The sequence below is a fragment of the Pseudomonas grimontii genome (genome assembly GCF_007858185.1).
GTDB classification, from domain to species: Bacteria; Pseudomonadota; Gammaproteobacteria; order Pseudomonadales; family Pseudomonadaceae; genus Aquipseudomonas; species Aquipseudomonas grimontii.
On sequence record NZ_VFES01000030.1, the window covers coordinates 1 to 18,718 of the forward strand.

Annotated in this window: 18 protein-coding genes; 11 read left to right on the forward strand and 7 right to left on the reverse strand. The window is 63.4% G+C overall.

Going from position 1 to position 18,718, the window contains the following annotated elements; genetic code table 11:
- Positions 1-339 precede the first annotated feature (339 nt).
- Positions 340-483 carry a hypothetical protein gene (locus FIV39_RS33165; RefSeq protein WP_159440131.1) on the reverse strand — a complete coding sequence of 48 codons (144 nt, stop codon included), beginning with the start codon at positions 481-483 and terminating at the stop codon, positions 340-342.
- A gap of 62 nt (positions 484-545) precedes the next feature.
- Here FIV39_RS33165 and FIV39_RS29635 point away from each other — a divergent pair, with 62 nt between their 5' ends.
- On the forward strand, positions 546-1,223 hold the full coding sequence (locus FIV39_RS29635; protein ID WP_090406166.1) for an ABC transporter ATP-binding protein: 678 nt from the start codon (positions 546-548) through the stop codon (positions 1,221-1,223).
- Positions 1,220-2,011 carry an ABC transporter permease gene (locus FIV39_RS29640; protein WP_090406163.1) on the forward strand — a complete coding sequence of 264 codons (792 nt, stop codon included), beginning with the start codon at positions 1,220-1,222 and terminating at the stop codon, positions 2,009-2,011. The genes FIV39_RS29635 and FIV39_RS29640 overlap by 4 nt, the downstream gene beginning before the upstream one ends.
- Before the next feature lie 89 nt (positions 2,012-2,100).
- Here the strand turns inward: FIV39_RS29640 and FIV39_RS29645 are convergent, their stop codons facing one another.
- Both FIV39_RS29645 and FIV39_RS29650 read right to left on the reverse strand, forming a co-directional pair.
- Positions 2,101-3,153 (reverse strand): L-idonate 5-dehydrogenase, encoded by a 1,053-nt coding sequence (locus FIV39_RS29645; RefSeq protein ID WP_090406160.1) that lies wholly within the window; start codon positions 3,151-3,153, stop codon positions 2,101-2,103.
- A 14-nt stretch (positions 3,154-3,167) separates the two neighbouring features.
- Positions 3,168-3,941 carry a glucose 1-dehydrogenase gene (locus FIV39_RS29650; RefSeq protein WP_090406157.1) on the reverse strand — a complete coding sequence of 258 codons (774 nt, stop codon included), beginning with the start codon at positions 3,939-3,941 and terminating at the stop codon, positions 3,168-3,170.
- A gap of 135 nt (positions 3,942-4,076) precedes the next feature.
- Between FIV39_RS29650 and FIV39_RS29655 the strand changes: the two genes are divergently transcribed.
- From FIV39_RS29655 to FIV39_RS29680, 6 genes are all read left to right on the forward strand, one after another.
- Positions 4,077-4,949 carry a LysR family transcriptional regulator gene (locus FIV39_RS29655; protein WP_090410062.1) on the forward strand — a complete coding sequence of 291 codons (873 nt, stop codon included), beginning with the start codon at positions 4,077-4,079 and terminating at the stop codon, positions 4,947-4,949.
- A gap of 105 nt (positions 4,950-5,054) precedes the next feature.
- Positions 5,055-5,687, forward strand: coding sequence for a glutathione S-transferase family protein (locus FIV39_RS29660; RefSeq protein ID WP_090406155.1), 633 nt, complete (start codon positions 5,055-5,057; stop codon positions 5,685-5,687).
- An 18-nt stretch (positions 5,688-5,705) separates the two neighbouring features.
- Positions 5,706-6,626, forward strand: a complete 921-nt coding sequence (locus FIV39_RS29665) for a LysR family transcriptional regulator (RefSeq protein ID WP_090406154.1) — start codon at positions 5,706-5,708, stop codon at positions 6,624-6,626.
- Complete coding sequence (locus FIV39_RS29670) at positions 6,626-7,510, forward strand: LysR family transcriptional regulator (protein WP_090406151.1); 885 nt, start codon at positions 6,626-6,628, stop codon at positions 7,508-7,510. Before FIV39_RS29665 ends, FIV39_RS29670 begins: the two co-directional genes overlap by 1 nt.
- Before the next feature lie 79 nt (positions 7,511-7,589).
- Positions 7,590-8,522 carry a pyridoxamine 5'-phosphate oxidase family protein gene (locus FIV39_RS29675; RefSeq protein WP_090410060.1) on the forward strand — a complete coding sequence of 311 codons (933 nt, stop codon included), beginning with the start codon at positions 7,590-7,592 and terminating at the stop codon, positions 8,520-8,522.
- Between the two features lie 163 nt (positions 8,523-8,685).
- On the forward strand, positions 8,686-9,144 hold the full coding sequence (locus FIV39_RS29680) for a hypothetical protein (RefSeq protein ID WP_143513889.1): 459 nt from the start codon (positions 8,686-8,688) through the stop codon (positions 9,142-9,144).
- A 293-nt stretch (positions 9,145-9,437) separates the two neighbouring features.
- On the opposite strand, the gene FIV39_RS29685 is transcribed toward FIV39_RS29680, so the two are convergent.
- The 4 genes from FIV39_RS29685 to pmrG form a co-directional block, all read right to left on the reverse strand.
- Positions 9,438-9,713 carry a DUF6124 family protein gene (locus FIV39_RS29685; RefSeq protein ID WP_090406146.1) on the reverse strand — a complete coding sequence of 92 codons (276 nt, stop codon included), beginning with the start codon at positions 9,711-9,713 and terminating at the stop codon, positions 9,438-9,440.
- A 428-nt stretch (positions 9,714-10,141) separates the two neighbouring features.
- Positions 10,142-11,662 carry an ArnT family glycosyltransferase gene (locus FIV39_RS29690; protein WP_146371670.1) on the reverse strand — a complete coding sequence of 507 codons (1,521 nt, stop codon included), beginning with the start codon at positions 11,660-11,662 and terminating at the stop codon, positions 10,142-10,144.
- Positions 11,662-13,317: a lipid IV(A) 4-amino-4-deoxy-L-arabinosyltransferase gene (arnT, locus tag FIV39_RS29695; RefSeq protein WP_090406140.1), complete on the reverse strand. Its 1,656-nt coding sequence runs from the start codon at positions 13,315-13,317 to the stop codon at positions 11,662-11,664. The genes FIV39_RS29690 and arnT overlap by 1 nt, the downstream gene beginning before the upstream one ends.
- A 188-nt stretch (positions 13,318-13,505) precedes the next feature.
- Complete coding sequence (gene pmrG / locus FIV39_RS29700; RefSeq protein WP_244176363.1) at positions 13,506-14,177, reverse strand: lipopolysaccharide core heptose(II)-phosphate phosphatase PmrG; 672 nt, start codon at positions 14,175-14,177, stop codon at positions 13,506-13,508.
- Positions 14,178-14,454: 277 nt separating this feature from the next.
- Between pmrG and FIV39_RS29705 the strand changes: the two genes are divergently transcribed.
- From FIV39_RS29705 to FIV39_RS29715, 3 genes are read left to right on the forward strand one after another with little or no spacing between them, the layout of a single operon-like run.
- Positions 14,455-15,114 carry an ABC transporter ATP-binding protein gene (locus FIV39_RS29705; RefSeq protein ID WP_090406134.1) on the forward strand — a complete coding sequence of 220 codons (660 nt, stop codon included), beginning with the start codon at positions 14,455-14,457 and terminating at the stop codon, positions 15,112-15,114.
- Complete coding sequence (locus tag FIV39_RS29710) at positions 15,111-17,573, forward strand: ABC transporter permease (RefSeq protein ID WP_090406131.1); 2,463 nt, start codon at positions 15,111-15,113, stop codon at positions 17,571-17,573. The genes FIV39_RS29705 and FIV39_RS29710 overlap by 4 nt, the downstream gene beginning before the upstream one ends.
- Entirely contained in the window at positions 17,563-18,624 is a 1,062-nt protein-coding gene (locus FIV39_RS29715) for a lipocalin-like domain-containing protein (protein ID WP_090406128.1), read from the forward strand. Before FIV39_RS29710 ends, FIV39_RS29715 begins: the two co-directional genes overlap by 11 nt.
- The last annotated feature ends 94 nt before the right edge of the window (positions 18,625-18,718 follow it).

An 18,718-nucleotide genomic window follows, 5' to 3' on the forward strand; every position in this document is an offset into this window, starting at 1 on the left:
AAAACGCTTCGCCCCACCACTCGGCACCTCGCCCAGGCTCGGTGTGCCCGTAATCCGACAGTGATTTGGGTGGCCGCCGCCACGCGCCATCCATGGCGCGGGGCGGCTAAACCGGCATCCCTGCCGGTTTACCCCCCAAATCACTATCGAATTCCGGCCAGCGTGGTTTAACGGGGCGCCTGAGATCAAGATCAAGATCTAAAGCAAGATCAAGAGCGGCTCGCTTCGCATCGTGGTTAGCGTTGGCTGCTACACAGCAGTGTAGGTGGCGCAGACAACCCCAGTCGTATCGCGAGCTGAGCTGTTGCTCTGTTTTTGATTTGGATCTTAGGCGCCCCGTTAACCACGCTGGCCGGAGTGAGGGCACACCCCCACATTTTGAATTACGGTGTTCAGCGGGTATTTGTCCTTGCGGGTATCCAGGATTTTCTGGTGCGCGGCGATCAAGCCCGACAGCGGTGGCGATAGTTTGAAATTTCTCATGAAAACTTCCCGCGTCTGCCGCACCATTGCGCCCAACAGGTTTTAAGAGGAACACCGCGTCCATGAGCGCACTGATAGAAACCCGCGCCCTCACGCGCATGGACGAGCGCCGCCAAGTGCCCTTGCTGCAGCCCACGGATTTCACCTTGAACCGCGCCGACCGGGTGTCGATCACCGGCGCTTCCGGCTCCGGCAAGAGCGTGTTGCTGCGCGCATTGGCGTTGCTGGATGCGCCTACCAGCGGGCAGGTCCTGTGGAACGGCCAGCCGATTGCCAATGCCGAGATTCCCCATTACCGCAGCCATATCAGCTACCTGTCCCAGCGGCCGGCGCTGCTTGAAGGCACGGTGGAGGACAACCTGCGCTTTCCCTTCAGCCTCAAGACCCTGCGTCAGCGCCGCTTCGACCGGGACGCGGTGACCATTTTGCTGGGGCATGCCGGCAAGGCGGTCGATTTTTTGACGAAGAACGCGCTGGACCTGTCGGGTGGCGAATCCCAGGTGGTCTCGCTGATCCGCACCCTGCAACTCAACCCCGAGGTGCTGCTGCTGGACGAGCCCACCGCGGCCCTCGACCCCACCTCATCCCGTGACGTGGAAGCGTTGATCAGCGCCTGGTTTGCCGGTGATAACGCTCGCGCCTATCTCTGGGTGTCCCACGACCTCGACCAGGCGCGGCGCATGAGCGACATCCACTGGCAGATGAGTGCCGGCGTGTTGAGCAAGGCGGCCCAGCCATGAACTATCAAAACCTCACCGCCCTGGACATGGGCATCGCCGCTGCGCTGATCCTGGTCAACGGTGCGCTCTCCCTGCTGCTGCGCCTGGGCCTGGGCCGCCAGTTGCTGTGGGCGGCGGTGCGCACCGTGGTGCAACTGTTGGCCATCGGTTACCTGCTGGGCTGGGTGTTCGAGTTCGCCTACTGGTATGTGGTGCTGCCGTTGATGTGTGCAATGACCCTGATCGCCGGGCTGTCGGCGGCGGGGCGTGGGCGCCGCACGTACCGTGGGCAAAGGGTCGACAGCATCCTGTCGGTGTGGGGCAGTTCGTGGCTGGTGACGGCAGTGGGTTTGTTTGCGGTGATCCGCATCCACCCGTGGTACGAGCCGCAGTACGCGATCCCGATCCTCGGCATGATTCTCGGCAACACCCTCACTGGCGTGTCCTTGGGGATTGAGCGCATGACCCAGGAGCTGACCTCGGGGCGCAACACCATCGAGATGATCCTGGCCCTCGGCGGCTCACGCTGGGAAGCCGCCCAGGAAGCGATCCGCCAGGCGGTGCGTGCGGGGATGATCCCGACGCTGAACCAGATGACCGTGGTCGGCATTGTCAGCCTGCCCGGCATGATGACCGGCCAGGTGCTGGCGGGGGAGAGCCCGGTGGACGCGGTGCGCTATCAGATCGTGATCATGTTCCTGATTGCCGCGTCGTCGGCGTTGGGTACGGTGGGGGCGGTGTTGCTGACCTATCGGCGGTTGTTTTCCAGGAGCCACCGGTTTTTGCGTGAGCGCTTGCAAGAGCGCTAAGCGTTCATTTGGCGAAGGGGTTTTCTGTGGCGAGGGAGCTTGCTCCCTCGCCACAAGAATCTTGCTGACCGGAAGGGCTCGTCACAGGTTCAAGGCTGATCCGCCACGCCAAAATCCAGCACCACCTTCATCGCCTGGGTCTTGTCCGCAGCCAGTTCAAACGCCTGCACGGCCTGCTCGAACGGCACCGTGTGGGAGATCACCGGGCGCACGTCGACGACCTGGCGATTGAGCAAGTCCACCGCCTGGGCAAACTCGCTGTGGAAGCGGAAGGTGCCGCGCAGGTCGATCTCGCGGCTGACCAGCAGGTTCAGCGGCAGCGACACCTCGCCGCCCAAGCCGACCGTGACCAGCACGCCGCGCGGGGCGATGCAGTCCAGGCCGTTACGCAGGGCCTGGGCGCTGCCGGAGACTTCGAACATCACCTCGAAATAACCCTTCTCGGCGGTGTAGCGCTTGAGCGCATCGATGCCGTCGGCGATGTTGTGGGTGCGCGTGGCGCCCATTTTTTTCGCGCAGGCCAAGGCACTGGCGGACAGGTCCACCGCGACGATTTCAGCGGCACCGGCGGCGCGCAGGCTGCCGATCAGCAGGTTGCCGATGGGGCCGCAACCGGTCACCAGCACGCGCTTGCCGAACACCGCGCCGGCCCGTTGGATCGCATGCAACCCCACCGACAATGGTTCGGCCAAGGCACCTTCGGCGAGGCTGACGTGATCGGCCAGCACATGGGCCTGATGCGTCTCGATCACCAGGCTCTGGCGAAACGCGCCCTGGATATGCGGGAAGGGCATCGCGCTGCCGTAGAAGCGCATGTTCAGGCAATGGTTGGGCAGGCCTTGATGGCAATAACGGCAAGCGCCGCACGGGCGCGATGGCGATACGGCAATGCGCTGGCCGACCTTGAACAGGCCGGCGTCCGCGCCCACGGCATCGATCACTGCTGACACTTCATGGCCGAGCACCATCGGCTCGCGCAGGCGCACGGTGCCGAAGCCGCCGTGTTGGTAGTAGTGCAAGTCCGAGCCGCAGATACCACCGCGGGCGATGCGCACGCGCAGTTGCTCGGCCCCCAGGGTAGGGGGCTCGTCCTGGGGGCTGACCCGCAGGTCTTTTGAGGCGTGGCAGACAATGGCGTGCATAAGGTTCTCCAGGGTTACAGCGACGCGGTGATGCCACCGTCGACATACAGGATATGACCGTTGACGAAACTCGCGGCATCGCTGGCCAGGAACACCGCCGCACCGGCCAGTTCGGCGACGTCGCCCCAGCGGCGGCTCGGCGTGCGTTGCACCAGCCAGTCGCTGAATTCAGGGTTGGCCACCAGGTTGGCGTTCAACTCGGTCTTGAAGTAGCCGGGGCCGATCCCGTTGACGGTCAGCCCGTGCGGGCCCCAGTCGATGGCCATGCCCTTGGTGAGCATCTTCAACGCGCCTTTACTTGCCGCATACGGCGCGATGCCCGGGCGGCCCAATTCACTTTGCACCGAACAGATATTGATGATGCGCCCACGCTTGCGCGGGATCATCGCCCGCGCCACGGCCTGGCCCACCAGAAAGGCGCTGTCGAGGTTGGTGCTGATCAGTTCGCGCCAGTGTTGCTCGCTGTAGTCTTCCAACGGCCCACGGCGTTGCATGCCGGCGTTGTTGACCAGGATGTCCAAGGGCCCGAGGCGTTCCTCGATAGTCGCCACGCCGGCCTGGATCGCCGCGCTGTCGGTGACGTCGAACGCCTGGGTGTGCACCTCCAGGCCTTCGAGGGTCAGCAGCGCGGCGGCGTCGCGCAAGGTGCTGTGGTTACGCCCGTTGAGCACCACCCGTGCACCGGCCTGGGCCAGGCCTCGGGCGATAGCCAAGCCGATACCGGCACTGGAACCGGTGACCAGCGCCAGCCGGCCGTCGAGGCGAAAGGTGTCTAGAACGCTTTGCATGGGCCTATTTCTCCAGGCGCGCTTGTGATAGTCAAAACGCGGGTTGATGAGCTTAACTTCACTCCTGTGTAGGGCGCAGGTCCAATGTTCATTTATGATCGGCTGATCAATATTCGTGATAACCGTGGAGGCTGGATGGAACTCAAGCACTTGCGCGCCTTTGTGGTACTGGCCCAGGAGCTGCATTTCGGCCGGGCGGCGGCGCAGTTGTCGATTGTGCAACCGGCGCTGAGCATGCAGATCAAGCTGCTCGAAAGTGGCCTGGGCGTACGCCTGCTGGACCGCAATCGCCACTCGGTGACCTTGACCGATGCCGGTCGAGTGTTTCTGCCCGAAGCCCAGGCGACCCTGCACCAGGCCGCGCGGGCGGCGGAGGCGGCGCGGGCTTCCAACCGGGGGGAAATCGGTCGGGTGCGCCTGGGCTTTGTGTCGTCGGTATTGCCGCAACTGTTGCCCGAGTTGATCCGCACGGTGCATCAGCGCTACCCGCGTATCGAACTGGAACTCAAGGACATGCCCGGCCCCGAGCAAGCCGCCGCGTTGAAGAGTGGCCGCCTGGATTTCGGCTTGATGCGCCTGCCCGCCGCCTACCCTGGGGTGCAGACCCGCGTGGTGTTGCGCGAGCCATTCTGCGTGGCCTTGCCGATGGATCATCCGTTGGCCACGCAGGATTCGATCCAGCCCGGCGACCTGCTCGACGTGCCGATATACATCCTCGCGCGGCGGTATGCGCCGGGGTTCTACGACGAATTTATCCAGGCCGTGGGTACCCCCTTGCAGATCGCATCCGAACTGGGCGAGTTCACCACCATGCTCGCGCTGGTCTGCGCCGGGTTGGGCGTCGGCGTCTTGCCGCAGCAGGCCGCGCGGGCGTTGCCGGCCAATTGCGTGTCGCGACCGCTGGCGTTGGGGGCGTTCCAGGCCAGCACGGGGTTGGCCTGGACCGAGTTGGACAGCGCGGTGAAGACCACACTGTTCACGCTGATCGTCGAATTGTTTGGCGAGTGATTGTTTCGCCCAGTGAAATGCTGGATTGTAAAACCTGGTGATTCCAGTGATCGGCGCAGCGGTGGAACATGCCGGGTGTCAAAACCCAACCCCTTGGAGCGTTACATGTCCCAGCCTGCGATCAAACTCTATGGTTTCCCACTGTCCGGCCATTCCCATCGGGCCGAGCTGATGCTGTCCCTGCTGGGGCTGCCCAGCGAATTCATCCTGGTAGACCTCAAGCAAGGCGCGCATAAAACCGCAGGTTTCACGGCGACCATCAACCGTTTCGGCCAGGTCCCGGCGATTGACGACGACGGCACTGTGCTGGCGGACTCCAACGCGATCCTGGTCTACCTCGCCACGAAATACGGCAAAGGCCAATGGCTGCCAAGCGACCCGGTCGGGCAGGCGCGCGTACAGCGCTGGCTGTCGGCGGCCGCCGGCCAACTGCACGCCGGGCCCGCCACCGCACGGCTGGCCGTGGTGTTCGGTGCCGACGTGGATGCAGCGGCGGCGATCAGCCGCGCCCATGCCTTGTTGGCACTGATGGAACAGCAACTGAGCGAAACCCGCTTCCTGGCGGGCGAGCAACCGAGCATCGCCGATATTGCGTTCTACACCTACGTGGCCCATGCGCCGGAAGGCAATGTGTCGCTGGCCGACTACCCTAAGGTGCGCGCCTGGCTTGCCAGCATTGAGGCCTTGCCGGGTTTCGTGGGCATGCCGCGTACGGCAGTGGGCTTGCAATCCCAGTAATCTTCAAGAGGTGCGCGGATGGACCGCTTCCATGAAATGCAGGTGTTCCTGGCGGTGGCCGAGGAGGAGGGATTTGCCGCCGCCGCGCGCCGCCTGAAAACCTCGCCACCCAGCGTGACCCGTGCCATCGCCGCCATGGAGGCGCGCATTGGCACCCAACTGCTGGCGCGCACCACCCGCAGCCTGCACCTGACTGAAGCCGGCCAGCGTTACCTCGAAGATTGCCGGCGCATCCTCGCCGAGCTGGACGAAGCCGAAGAAGCGGCGGCGGGCAGTTATTCGATCCCCTGCGGCCACCTCACGGTGACCGCACCGGTACTGTTTGGCGAGCTGTATGTGGCGCCGGTGCTGGGCGAGTACCTCGACCGTTTTCCGCTGGTGAATATCAATGCCTTGCTGGTGGATCGTGTGGTCAACATGGTCGACGAAGGGGTGGATGTGGCGGTGCGTATCGGTCATCTGCATGAGCCGGGGCAGCAGGCGATCAAGGTCGGTGAGGTGCGCCGGGTGGTGTGTGCGGCGCCGGCTTACCTGGCGCAGCAGGGCCGGCCTCGGCACCCGTCGCAGTTACGCGAGGCGAAGCTTGCTGCCTCGTCTTCCAGCCAATTGCTGAGCGAGTGGACATTTGTCGAGGGCGGCCAGCCATTGGCGGTGCCGGTGGAGCCGCGCCTGGTGGTCACGGCGAACAACGCGGCGATCAATCTGGCGAGAGTGGGTTGGGGCATCACGCGAGTGCTGTCCTATCAGGTCGCGGCGGCGGTGGCGGCGGGTGAGCTGGAGATTGTCCTGGAGGACTTTGAACCGGCAGCGCTGCCGATCCAGGTGGTGTTCCAGAAAAGCCCACGGGTGCCGGCCAAGATCCTCACCTTTGTCGATTTCCTCAGCCATCGCCTCGGCCAGGACGCGGCTTTGAACCCGGCGATGCAGCGGCGCGGCTGATGGAACGTTATCGCGACATGCAACTGTTCGCCGCGCTGGCCGGGCAACCGAGCCTGGCGTCGGCGGCGCGCAGTGCCCAGGTGTCCGGCCCGACCTTGGTGCGCGCCGTGGCCCGCCTGGAAGCGCGCCTGCGCGTGGCATTGCTGGCGCGCAGTACGCGCGGCGTCAACCTGACCGACGCCGGCCACGCGTACCTGGCCGACTGCGTGCACCTTCTGGCCGCCGTGGACGCCGCCGAAGCCTCGGCCAAGGGCTTGCATGTGCAGGCCCAGGGCAATCTGCGCGTGTTCATGCCGTTGCTGTTCAGCCGCTATGTGATGGCACCGCTGTTGGCCAGCTATATGGATCGGTACCCCGCGGTGCAGCTTGTCGCCCATTACCATGACTATTACCCCAACCTGCACGAAGAAGGGCTGGACGTGGCGATCCTGGTCGGCGAGTTGCCCAGCTCATCGCTGATCGCGCGCCCGGTAGGGCACGTGCGGCAGATCCTCTGCGCCAGTCCCGATTACCTGGCGGCGCACGGCGAACCCCGACACCCGGACGACCTCAAGCAGCATCGCCTGATCGCGAATGCCAACCCGGTGCATTGGGAATTCCAGGGTTGCCAGCTCAAGGCCCGCGCGCGGCTGAGTTGCGCCACGGTGCAAGGCGCGATCAATGCGGCGCTGCACGGCGCGGGGCTGGTTCGTTGCTTCAGCTACCCGGTGCATGAGCATCTGCTCGGCGGCCAGTTATGCCGCCTCCTGCCGAGCTACGAGCCAGCGCCCTTGCCGGTGCACGTGGTGTACCGCGAGGGCCGGCATGCGCCGATGCGCGTGCGTAGCTTCGTCGACCACTGCGTGGCGGCGCTGCGTGAGCACCCGGCATTTCAGTTGGCGTAATAGTGGATTGCCTGGGGTGGGCATTCTGCATTTGGCTGGCAGGGCGCAGCATGGGGGCAACCAACTTGAGGTGATCGCCATGAACCCTATCGAACAGTCCCCCTGGCATGCCGGCGAACGGCAGTTACAAGCAGCAGTCGGCGTGGCCGAGCGCATGGCGGTGGTCGGGCCCAAGGTGATACGCGATCACCTGCCGGAGCAGCATCGGGACTTCTATCCCTTGTTGCCGTACCTGATGCTCGGCGTGGTGGATGAGCAGGGGATTCCCTGGGCGACGATGGTCGAAGGCGCGCCGGGGTTTGCCCATTCTCCCGATCCTTATACTTTGCAGATTGACAGCCTGCCGTCTGCCAGCGACCCGGCTCGGGCCGCTTTGCACGAGGGTGCCGCAGTGGGCCTGCTCGGCATCGACCTGAACACCCGGCGCCGCAACCGCATGAACGGCCGTGTCGGCGGGCTTGATCAGTACGGCTTGTCAATCGACGTCGTGCAGACCTTCGGGAACTGCCCCAAATACATCCAACTGCGGCCGGTCGATGGGGTTGCGCGTAAACCCGGCACGCAAGTTGAGCGTATGGGCGGCCTGGACGCTGCAGCCGAAACCATGATCCGCAACGCCGACACATTCTTCGTCGCCAGCTACGTGGATGTCGACGGTGAACGCTCGGTGGACGTTTCCCATCGCGGCGGCCACACCGGCTTCGTGCGCGTGGAGGGCGACGTGCTGACCATCCCGGATTTTGCCGGCAACCTGTTCTTCAACACCCTGGGCAACCTGGCGGCCAATCCGGTGGCGGGGTTGTTGTTTATCGACTTTGAATCGGGGGACCTGTTGCAGGTCGCCGGGCGTACCTCGTTGATTCTCGACGGGCCTGAGGTCGCCCGCTTCGAGGGCGCGCAGCGGTTATGGACAGTGACCGTGGAACACGTGGTCCGCCGCCCGGTGGCGTTGGCGTTGCGCTGGCAGTTCGCGGAGTTTTCGCCGTTCAGTTTGGGGATGGGGAGTTGGTAGCGTGGGTGCCGTCCTGGTTAAAGTGAACCGTGTGCTAATGACAATAAGTAATAAAAAGTACGTGCTTAAACCTGTCATAAATCACAGGTTACGGACCTCATTTTTTTCTATCCAATACAGGTTGGCGCGGCAACTACACACTGATACTGGAGAGGAGATGAACATGTTTGAAGGTATCGAACTTCAGAAGCCGGGTAGAGGGACAGCCACCGGGACTATGACCGGGACGGTCAAGAACCTGTACACCAATGTAGTGTCGACCTTTAAGGCTGAATGGATCTGGCGTGACAACCAGGAGGGGACGTTGCGTTTCCATGGCACCGTGGATGATCTGGAAAAACCTGGTGAGACAGCGCTCATTGGCCTTCTGCTTGATCGCGAGGACGTTTCCAGCGGCACCTATAGGATTGGCGACACGCAGGTGAAACTGACGATGAGTTACATGACTTTTATCCGAGAGACCGGTGCAGGGAAAAGACAGTTCATAGGGCTTGAAGGTTGGGTTGAGTTGAAAAACAGCTACCCTGACAAACCGATTAGCGGAACGCTGTGGTTCAAAACCAAATCAATTGTGCTTAATAATTACGAGGTCAATCTGAACTTCGACATCACAGACTTTTAACCCTTCCAGGATCGCAGAGGCTCAGCGTTAATGGCAGGTCACCGTGGGCCCGGCCGTCTGGTTAGTTTGCGCAAGTGTCAGCGTTCAGTCTGGCGATGGGCAGTTGGTAACTTCACTGCATTTATCCTGCCTGATGAAGATCCAGTGCGGGCGTTGTCGAGCTTCAGCGAGGCTTCGATAGCGGCCGGTCAGTCGACGAATTGACCGCCCGCCCCGGCCCCATCGCAGCCTCGCTGAAGCTCGACAACTCCCACAGGGGGCTTTGCTGTGCTGATTGGATTTGCGCTGTGTGATCAGGCCGCCGGGCATTCCCGATTAAGCGTCTCATCCACCAGTAACTGCGCAATCTCGATCATCTGCACCATTGCCAGCACATGCCGGCGGTTGTGACCGTCAAGACGTTCGGCGCAGCCGTATGCGCAGACCGTGGCCGATTCAAGCATCTCGCTGGCGTTGCTCAACGCCGCTTCCGTACTCAGGCCGGGACGCACGGTGAAGATGACATCGGGGGGGATTTGCGGATTGTCATCCGAGGTGGGTAGCGGGGGATTGGGTGTGACTTTCTTCATACGGTTGCTCCTGGAGTTGAAGGAGCCGCCACAATCACTTCCACATGATGGGTGGCGACTGTACGCAGGTGTGGAAGACCGGACTCCAGGACCCCGGCGCACCCGAGGGTGCCCCGCGCACAGCCGCCATAACACTTTATCGCGGACATGAAAAAAGCGCCCGCTAAGGCTATGGGCGCTTATACGCCTGGAGAGTTCGGGCTTCCACACCCGTTCGCTGAATTTGCAGCGACCCGCGAAGGTTAGCGGCGAGGTTCATCAGACGCAACCCGAAAGTCGTGTAAGAGCGGTCCGATGAAAACCCGGATTGCGCTGAGATAAGGCCGCACGGCATTGGCGTGTGGCGAGTGGGCTTGCTCCCGTTGGGACGCGAAGCGGCTCCAAAACCTGTTGTGGCGGGCGCGGGGAGCACACCCGGTACGCAGCTATCAGCGTGACGCAGGGATAAACGCCACACTCCCATCCTCACGCTTGTGAAACAGCCGCTCGCCATTGTCCGGCTGGGTCGTGATCACCTGATGATCCGCCCCCAGGAATGCCAACGGCGTCGGATCCTCCTTGGAAAACTGCGCGACGATGATCGTGCGCTGCGGGTCGAAAGCCCGGCTGCTGGTTTTTTCCAGCCAGGCCATGAACGCGGCGCTGTCGCCCTGGCGGGGGAAGTCCTGGGTTTCGGCGACGTAGTAGAAAGGCTTGCCGCCATTTTGCAGGTACATCGGTACCTTGTTGTCGACTTCCACCAGCACCATCTGCCATTGGTTCCAGGGCGCGCTTTTCACGGCCTCGGCTTGCACATCCTCGGCGAAGCGGGTCACGCCGCCGTTGCCGTTGGACCAGGGATAGGCCACGCCAAGTATCAACAGCATGAGTGCGGCAGCGACCCCAAAGCCCTTCTGCCAGCGCGGCCAACTGGCGGGCTTTTTCAACACGCGCTCACTCACCCACCACGCCGCCAGCAACTGGGCAAACGGCACCAGCGGCAGCACGTAGTAGCTGCGCCGGCTGCCGCTGGCGGTAAAGAACACAAACAGCAGGCCCAGGCCCCACACCAGCCAGCGCACGTTGGGCGGGGTGTGGCGCCAGTGCCGCACGGCCAGCCACAGGCCCAGCAGCCAGCACGGGGTCCAGGGCAACGTGTAGGCGGGCAGGTAGATCAGGTAGGTGTAGATCGGTCCCATATGGTCGAACGGGTCGAAGAAGCGCACCACGTTTTCCCGGAACACCAACGCCAGGCCGCTCTCGCCATAGGTCGGTGCGCCGTACAAGTGCGACAGCACGAACGGCACGGCATACACGGCGGCCGCGATCAGCACGGCCAGCAGCAGGCGCAGATTGAGGTGGCGCTTGTAGCGCTGTTCGCTGAGCAGGTGCGGCAGCAGCACCAGGCCGGGCAGCACAAAGCCGATCAGGCCCTTGAACAACGACGTCAGGGCCAGCAACAAGAAAAACACCGTATAGCGCCACAGCCGCGTGTCGTCGGGGCCGCGCCAATACCACGCGACTGCCGCCAGCACGCCGCACACGGTGAGCACATCCGCCGTGGCCACGCGGGCCCAGAACAGGAAGTAGAAGGTGGTGGCGAGCATCCAGCCGGCGATCAGCCCTGTGCCCTTGCGGAACAGGCGTTCGCCGATCAGGTACACCAGCCACACACTCAGCCACGCGCCGATCACCGACGGCAGGCGCAATGACCAGGGCCCGAGGCCTCCCATCAGGTGCGCCGCGCCGGTGATCAGCCAGTAGGAGGGCAGGGGTTTGTCGTAATACGGCCCGCCCTTGAGGTATGGGTCGAAATAGTCACCGCTCTGTAGCATCTGCAAGGCGATATTCGCCCAGCGGGTTTCCGGGCCCCACAGGTCGCGCGCGCCCAGGCCGGTGAGCAGCAGCAGGGCCGAGACGGCCAGCAACAGCGGCAGGGCGCCGCGTTCGGTCTTGAGATAACCCGGCATCATGGCGCCTGCGGGTAGAGGATAAGTTCCAGGTAGCCCTTGTAATAGCGTTTGCCTCCAGGCGGCAATTGCCCGGCCTCGCGCATTTCACTGGTGCTGTTGACCCGCAGCAGCACGCCGACCGAGCCGTGTTGGCGGGCGTCCTTGAGCCAGGCTTGCACCTGCTCCAGATCGACTTTGCGCGGAGCCGAATCGGCATATTGCAAGCCGTAGCGCAGCTCGCCTTCGGTGTCATACAGCGTCACGTCGGGTCGTTGCAGGCGCCAGGCCAAGGCGCTGGCGCTCTCCAGTTCATTGCTCAGCAGCGCGTGGGTGTGCTGCAACTCATCCACATGCTCCAGCACAAATTGGTCGGGCATTTCGTTATCGGCGATGTAGGCCGGCATGCTCGACGGCAGCAGCACCACCAGCAGGCCGATGCCCAGGGCTGGCATTGCCCACAACGTCAGCGGCCGAAAGCTTTGCAGCAGGTTGGTGAGGATCCAGCCCAGCAGCACGATAAAGGCCAGCGACAGGCTGAACATCTCGGCATGGCTGTTGCCGTAGAGCGGCCTCGCGATTTGCAGGTAGATCAGGCCGATCATGGCGGCCATGCCGATCACGAAGTTGAACAGGCCATTGAGGCGCAGGGTTCGGGTTCTGCCTTGGCTGACCAGCTCGCTCAAGGTATGCCCCATCAGCAACGCCAGGGGCAGCAGGCACGGCATGATGTAGGTCGGCAGCTTGCCGTTGCTCAGGCTGAACAAACCCAGCGGCAGCAGCAACCACAGGGCCAGGAAGGCGATCGCCGGTTGGCGCTTTTCTGTCCAGGCCTGGTGCAGGGTGTTGGGCAGCAGCCCGGCCCACGGCAGGCAAGCCACCGCCATGATCGGCAGGAAGAACCACCATGGCCGCACGTGTTGCGCGTTGTCGGCGCTGAAACGGCGGATGTGTTCATTCCAGAAAAAGAAGCGCCAGAAATCCGGTTCCTGGTTGTGGATCGCCAGCACCCAGGGCAAGCACACCAGCACGGCCACGCCGATTGCCAGCGGGCCATACCGCAGCAACTCGCCCAGGCGCCGCTGCCAGAGCATATAGGGCACGGCGATCAGCACTGGCAGCGCCCACGCCAGGAAACCCTTGGTCATGAAGCCCATGGCACAGGCAAATCCCAACACGCCCCAGGCCACCAGGCGGCTGCGCAGGGTGCTGCTGTCGAGGGCAAACCACAGCGCCACCAGGCTGAGGTTGACCCACCAGGTGAATGGCGGATCGAGGTTGGAGTACCCCGCTTGCCCGGCCACCAGGCCAAAGCTCAGGTAGAGCAGGGCGCAGGCGAAACTTTTGCGTGGGGCATTCCACAGGCGGCGGGCGATCAGGTAAGCAAGCAGCACGCTCAACCCACTGGTCAGGGCCGAGGCGATGCGTACACCGAACAGGTTCTGGCCAAATACGGCCTGGCCCAGGGCGATCAGCCAGTAACCGGCGGCAGGTTTTTCGAAGTAGCGGATGCCCATGAAGTGCGGCGCCACCCAGTTGCCGCTCAGGAGCATCTCCTGGCTGATCTGGGCGTAGCGCGTTTCATCCGGTATCCACAAACCGTGCAGGCCCAGTGGCAATAGATAAAACGCGACGAAGGCCAGCAAGAGTACCGGCAGGGGTTTCAGGCGGGTCATGAAAACGTCGCTCCTTGACGTCTGGTGGTTGTTTTTTCAACTAATGAAGTAATGGATAAAGTCGTCACAGCGTTCACTAAGTAACAGGAAATAGTCATAACGACCTTAATTAAAGGGCGCAACTAAACATGCCAGAACAGGGCTGTCTTTTTGCTGAACATATGCCGTAGTGGCGGGAAGGGAATGACTTAGATTTGTTTGAGTGCGGCTGGCCAATCCTGGTTTTTCATGATGCCCAGGGCCTTGAACTTGCCGTTGGCCAACACCTGTACGAACAGCGCGCTGCCGTACTCGGAAAACTTGGCGTGGGGGAAGCCCAGGGCGGTTTCGAAGTCGGCGATGCAACCGCTGTGGGTGACGAATACGAGGTTGCGTCCAGCCTGTTTGTGGCTGAGCAGTTCTTCGCCGATGGCCTTGCCGCAGATGGCTTGTTCGCTGGAGGTCGTGTCGGTTTTGCCGAACATGAAGCGCGAGGTCTGGGCGGTGCGAATGGCGGGGCTGGAGAGTACGTCGGTGCCGTCCATGCCCAGTGATTTAAAGGCTTTTCCAAGGTTTTCGGCGTGTTGGCTGCCATTGATCGTCACGCCTTCCACCGGGCCCAGGCAAGGGTTGGCCGAACGGTCGCAGCGCTCTTCATGCCGCACCAGTACGATCAGGTCGCCGTCGCGCCACAGCGGCAGCACCTGGGATGTCATCAGCCGATCGCCTACGCCCAGGTCCCGTGGCGATGTCGGCCAGAACAGGGCGCAAGTAAGCAGTACGGTGACCACGGCAAGCCCGAGCCAAAGCGGTTTGAGGCGCTTGAAAAAGGCCCGGCGCGAGCGTGGTTTAATCAGGGTAAGGTCAACCACTTCATTCACCTTGGACGCTGTTGGCAATGTTGTATTAGTTAGGCGCAACGTGTTGGCGAATAGCCGCAGTGGAGCAAAAGGCTGTCACAGGGCTGCTGTCTTTTCGCTGAACATGCTGCGGTTAAAAGTTGCCAGGCGTGGCAACTAAAAAGTTGCCGACGAGTGACGCTTGGCCGGTAATTTAAAGTGGGGTGGGTGGGCGGTCGGTGAAAACCATGTGAAAAATTTGCGTGACCGCGATCCTCAGCCGTTATTCTCGATTGCCAGCCATCAAATGAGTGTTCCCATGTTGCAGGTGCAAGGTGTCTTCAAAAGCTACGCCACCCCCCTGGGCCCATTGGCGGTGTTGGCGGGGGTCGACTTGCACCTGGGCGCGCGCAGCAGCCTGGCGTTGATGGGCGAGTCAGGCAGCGGCAAGAGCACCCTGTTGCACTTGGTTGCCGGGCTTGATCGGGTGGACGGTGGCAGTATCCAGGTGGGCGAGCAGCGCCTCGACCAGATGAGCGAGGCGCAACTGGCCCACTGGCGGCGTACCGAAATCGGCCTGGTGTTCCAGCAGTTCAACCTGATCGGCAGCTTGCGCGTCGACGACAACCTGGCGTTCCAGGCCCGCTTGGCGGGGCGTTTTGATCCGCAGTGGCAGGCGCAATTGGTCGAGCGCCTGGGCCTGGGGGATTTGCTCAAGCGTTACCCGGAACAACTCTCGGGCGGCCAGCAGCAACGGGTGGCCGTGGGGCGTGCCCTGGCGTCGCGCCCGGGGTTGCTGTTGGCCGACGAGCCCACCGGCAACCTCGACGAAGCCACCAGCGATGAGGTGCTGCAACTGCTGCTGGACCTGTTGCGCGACAGCCCCACCAGCCTGTTGATGGTCACCCACAGCCCACGCATCGCCGCGCGGCTTGACCGGCAGGTGGTGCTGCATCACGCAAAGGTCGTGCCGACGTGAGCGTGTTTTACTGGACCTTGCGCGCCTTGCTCAGCCATTGGCGACGTCATCCGGTGCAGTTCTTCAGCGTGCTCACCGGCCTGTGGCTGGCCACCGCGCTGCTGACCGGGGTGCAGGCCCTCAACAGCCAGGCCCGCGACAGTTACGCGCGCGCCAGCCAATTGATCGGCGGCGAACCCCAGGCCAGCCTCAGTGCGCCGGACGCTGCCAGTTTCCCGCAAACGCTGTTTGCCCAACTGCGCCGCGCCGGGTGGCCGGTGTCGCCGGTGGTACAGGGGCGGCTGCAACTCAAGGGGCATGAGGACGTGCGCCTGCAATTGATGGGCATTGAACCGCTGTCGTTGCCCGGCAGCGGCGCGGTGGCGGGGCAGCACTTGAGCCAGGCGCAGATGCTGGCCTTCTTTGAACCGCCGGGGCGGACCTGGATCGCGCCGCAAACCTTGCAGGCCCTGGGCCTGCGCGCAGGCCAGCAACCGCTCACGCTGAAGGGGCAGCGCCTGCCACCGTTGCAGGTCCAGCCGGATATGGCGCCCGGCCTGTTGCTCACCGATATCGGGTTTGCCCAGCCGCTGCTGGACATGCCCGGCCAGCTCTCGCGCCTGCTGGTGGACAAGGCTTTCGCCGCTCGCCATCCCACAGCGCCCGCCGGGCTGCAACTCAAGCAGGGCGAGGAAAATAACCTCGCGCGGCTGACCGAGAGCTTTCACCTGAACCTTGATGCACTTGGCTTCCTGTCGTTTGTGGTGGGGCTGTTTATCGTGCACGCGGCCATCGGCCTGGCCCTGGAGCAGCGGCGCGGACTGTTGCGCACCTTGCGCGCCTGTGGGGTGAGTGCACGGATGTTGATCCTCGGCCTGGGGGTGGAGCTGGGTGCCTTGTCGGTACTGGGGGGCGTGCTCGGCGTCGCCAGCGGTTACCTGCTGGCCAGCCTGTTGCTGCCGGATGTGGCCGCCAGCCTGCGTGGCTTGTATGGCGCCGAAGTGCCGGGCCAATTGAGCTTGAGTCCCTGGTGGTGGGCGGCGGGGTTGGGCTTGAGTCTGCTCGGCGCCGTGCTTGCCGGCGCCAGCAGCCTGTGGCGCGCGGCGCGTTTGCCGTTGCTGGCGCTGGCCAACGCCCAGGCCTGGCACGAGGCCCATGGGCGCTGGTTGCGGCGCCAGGGCTGGGTCGCGGCTACGGCCTTGTTGATCGCGTTGTTGGCGTTATGGCGGGGCGACAGCCTGGCTGCCGGTTTTGTGCTGATGGCGGGGTTGTTGCTCGGCGCGGCCCTGGGCTTGCCGGTCGTGCTCAATGGGTTGTTGAAAGCTGTATTGGGGCGCAGCCGTTCGGTGCTTGGCCAGTGGTTTCTGGCCGACTGCCGCCAACAATTGCCGGTCTTGAGCCTGGCATTGATGGCGCTGCTGTTGGCCCTGGCCGCGAATATCGGCGCGGGCTCCATGACCTCGGGCTTTCGCCACACCTTCAATAACTGGCTGGAGCAACGCCTCACCGCCGAGCTGTACCTCAACCCGCAAAACCCGGCCCAGGCAGAGCAACTCAGCGCCTGGCTGGCGCAGCAACCGCTGGTGCAAACGGTGCTGCCCACGTGGCAGGTCGCGGTGCAATTGCAGGGCTGGCCGGCGGATCTGTTTGGCGTGGTCGACGACCCGACCTATCGTCAGCACTGGCCGTTGCTGGAAGCGGCGAACGCGCCGTGGGACCAGTTGCAGCAAGGCGAGACCCTGATGCTCAGCGAACAACTGGCGCGGCGGCTCGGTGTGAAGCTGGGTGACACGGTGAGCATTCCCACGCCGCGCGGTGTGTGGTCGCCCACCGTGGTGGCGGTGTACGCCGATTACGGCAACCCCAAGGGCCACGTGCTGGTCAACGCCCGGCACCTGCTGGCCCACTGGCCGACACTGACGCCGGCGCGTTTCAACCTACGGGTATTGCCGGAAAACGTGGCGCCGCTGGTGGGTGAAGTGCAGCGCGCCTTTGCCCTGGAAGACAGCCGTATCGTCGATCAACAGCAACTCAAGGGCTGGTCGAGCCAGGTGTTCGAGCGCACCTTCGCCGCCACCGCCGCGCTCAACAGCCTGACCCTGGGCGTGGCCGGGGTGGCGCTGTTCATCAGCCTGTTGACCCAGAGCCAGAGCCGCCTCGGCCAACTCGCCCCGCTGTGGGCATTGGGGGTGACGCGGCGGCAATTGATGTTGCTGAACCTGGGGCAAACCTGGCTGCTGGCGGTGCTCACGCTGCTGCTGGCATTGCCGCTGGGCCTGTTGCTGGCGTGGTGCCTGGATGCGGTGATCAACGTGCAGGCCTTTGGCTGGCGCCTGCCATTGCAAGTGTTCCCGTGGCAGCTCGCACAATTGCTGGGGTTGGCGCTGCTGGCCACGTTGTTGGCGTCGGCCTGGCCGCTATGGCAGCTGTATCGCAGCCGTCCGGCGGATTTGTTGAGGACGTTTGCCCATGAAGATTAGGTCGCTGATGTGTGCATTATTACTGCTGGCGGCCTGCGACAAAGTCCCCGCGCCGCAGGAAAGCTTCGCCGGCCTGGGCAGCGACGCGGCCGACTTTGCCCAGGTGTTGCCCGGCAAGGTCTTCAGCTTTCCCGAGGACCACGGCCCCCACGATGGCTTTCGTATCGAGTGGTGGTACGTCACCGCCAACCTCAAGGACGCCCAGGGCAATGTGTTCGGCGTGCAATGGACGCTGTTTCGCAATGCCCTCAAGGCCGGGCCGACGCAAGCGAGCTGGCACGACTCGACCGTATGGCTCGGCCACGCCGCCGTCACCTCCGCCACCCATCACTACGCCGCCGAACGCTTCGCCCGCGGCGGCGTCGGCCAGGCCGGGGCACAGGCAGTGCCGTTCAACGCCTGGATCGACGACTGGAATTTCGCCAGCCAGCCCGGTGCCGCGAGCGCGTTGGCGGACATGCAACTCAAGGCCAGCGGTGCGCAATTTGCCTACGACCTGCGCCTGACCTCCAGCCGGCCATTGGTGTTGCAGGGCGACAACGGCTACAGCCGTAAATCCGACCAGGGCCAGGCGTCGTACTACTACAGCCAGCCCTTCTTTACCGCCGATGGCAGCGTCAGCATCGACGGCAAGACGTATCAAGTCAGCGGCCCGGCCTGGCTCGACCGCGAATGGAGCAGCCAACCGTTGACCGCCAGCCAGACCGGTTGGGACTGGTTCTCCCTGCACCTGGACCGTGGCGAACAGTTGATGCTGTTTCGTGTGCGGCAAACCGACGGCGCCTCCTACCTGACCGGCACCTGGATCGACCGCGAAGGCCACACCCAGACCCTGCACAACGCCGACATCCAACTGGCACCGCTGGACACTACGGTGATCGACGGACGCCACATTCCCACACGCTGGTCGCTGAAGATTCCCAGCAAGCAGCTGGATATCACCACCCAGGCCGTCAACCCGAACGCCTGGATGAACCTGAGTATTCCGTACTGGGAAGGACCGGTGCGCTTTGACGGTGGGGTGGGTTACCTGGAAATGACCGGTTATTAGGGTTGTTTCTGTAGGCGCTGTTTCTTCGTGAGGTAGGCAACTTCCCAAATGCAATTCAGCCCCCCTGCGCTTGTGTCCGGGGCGTAGGTGCTTG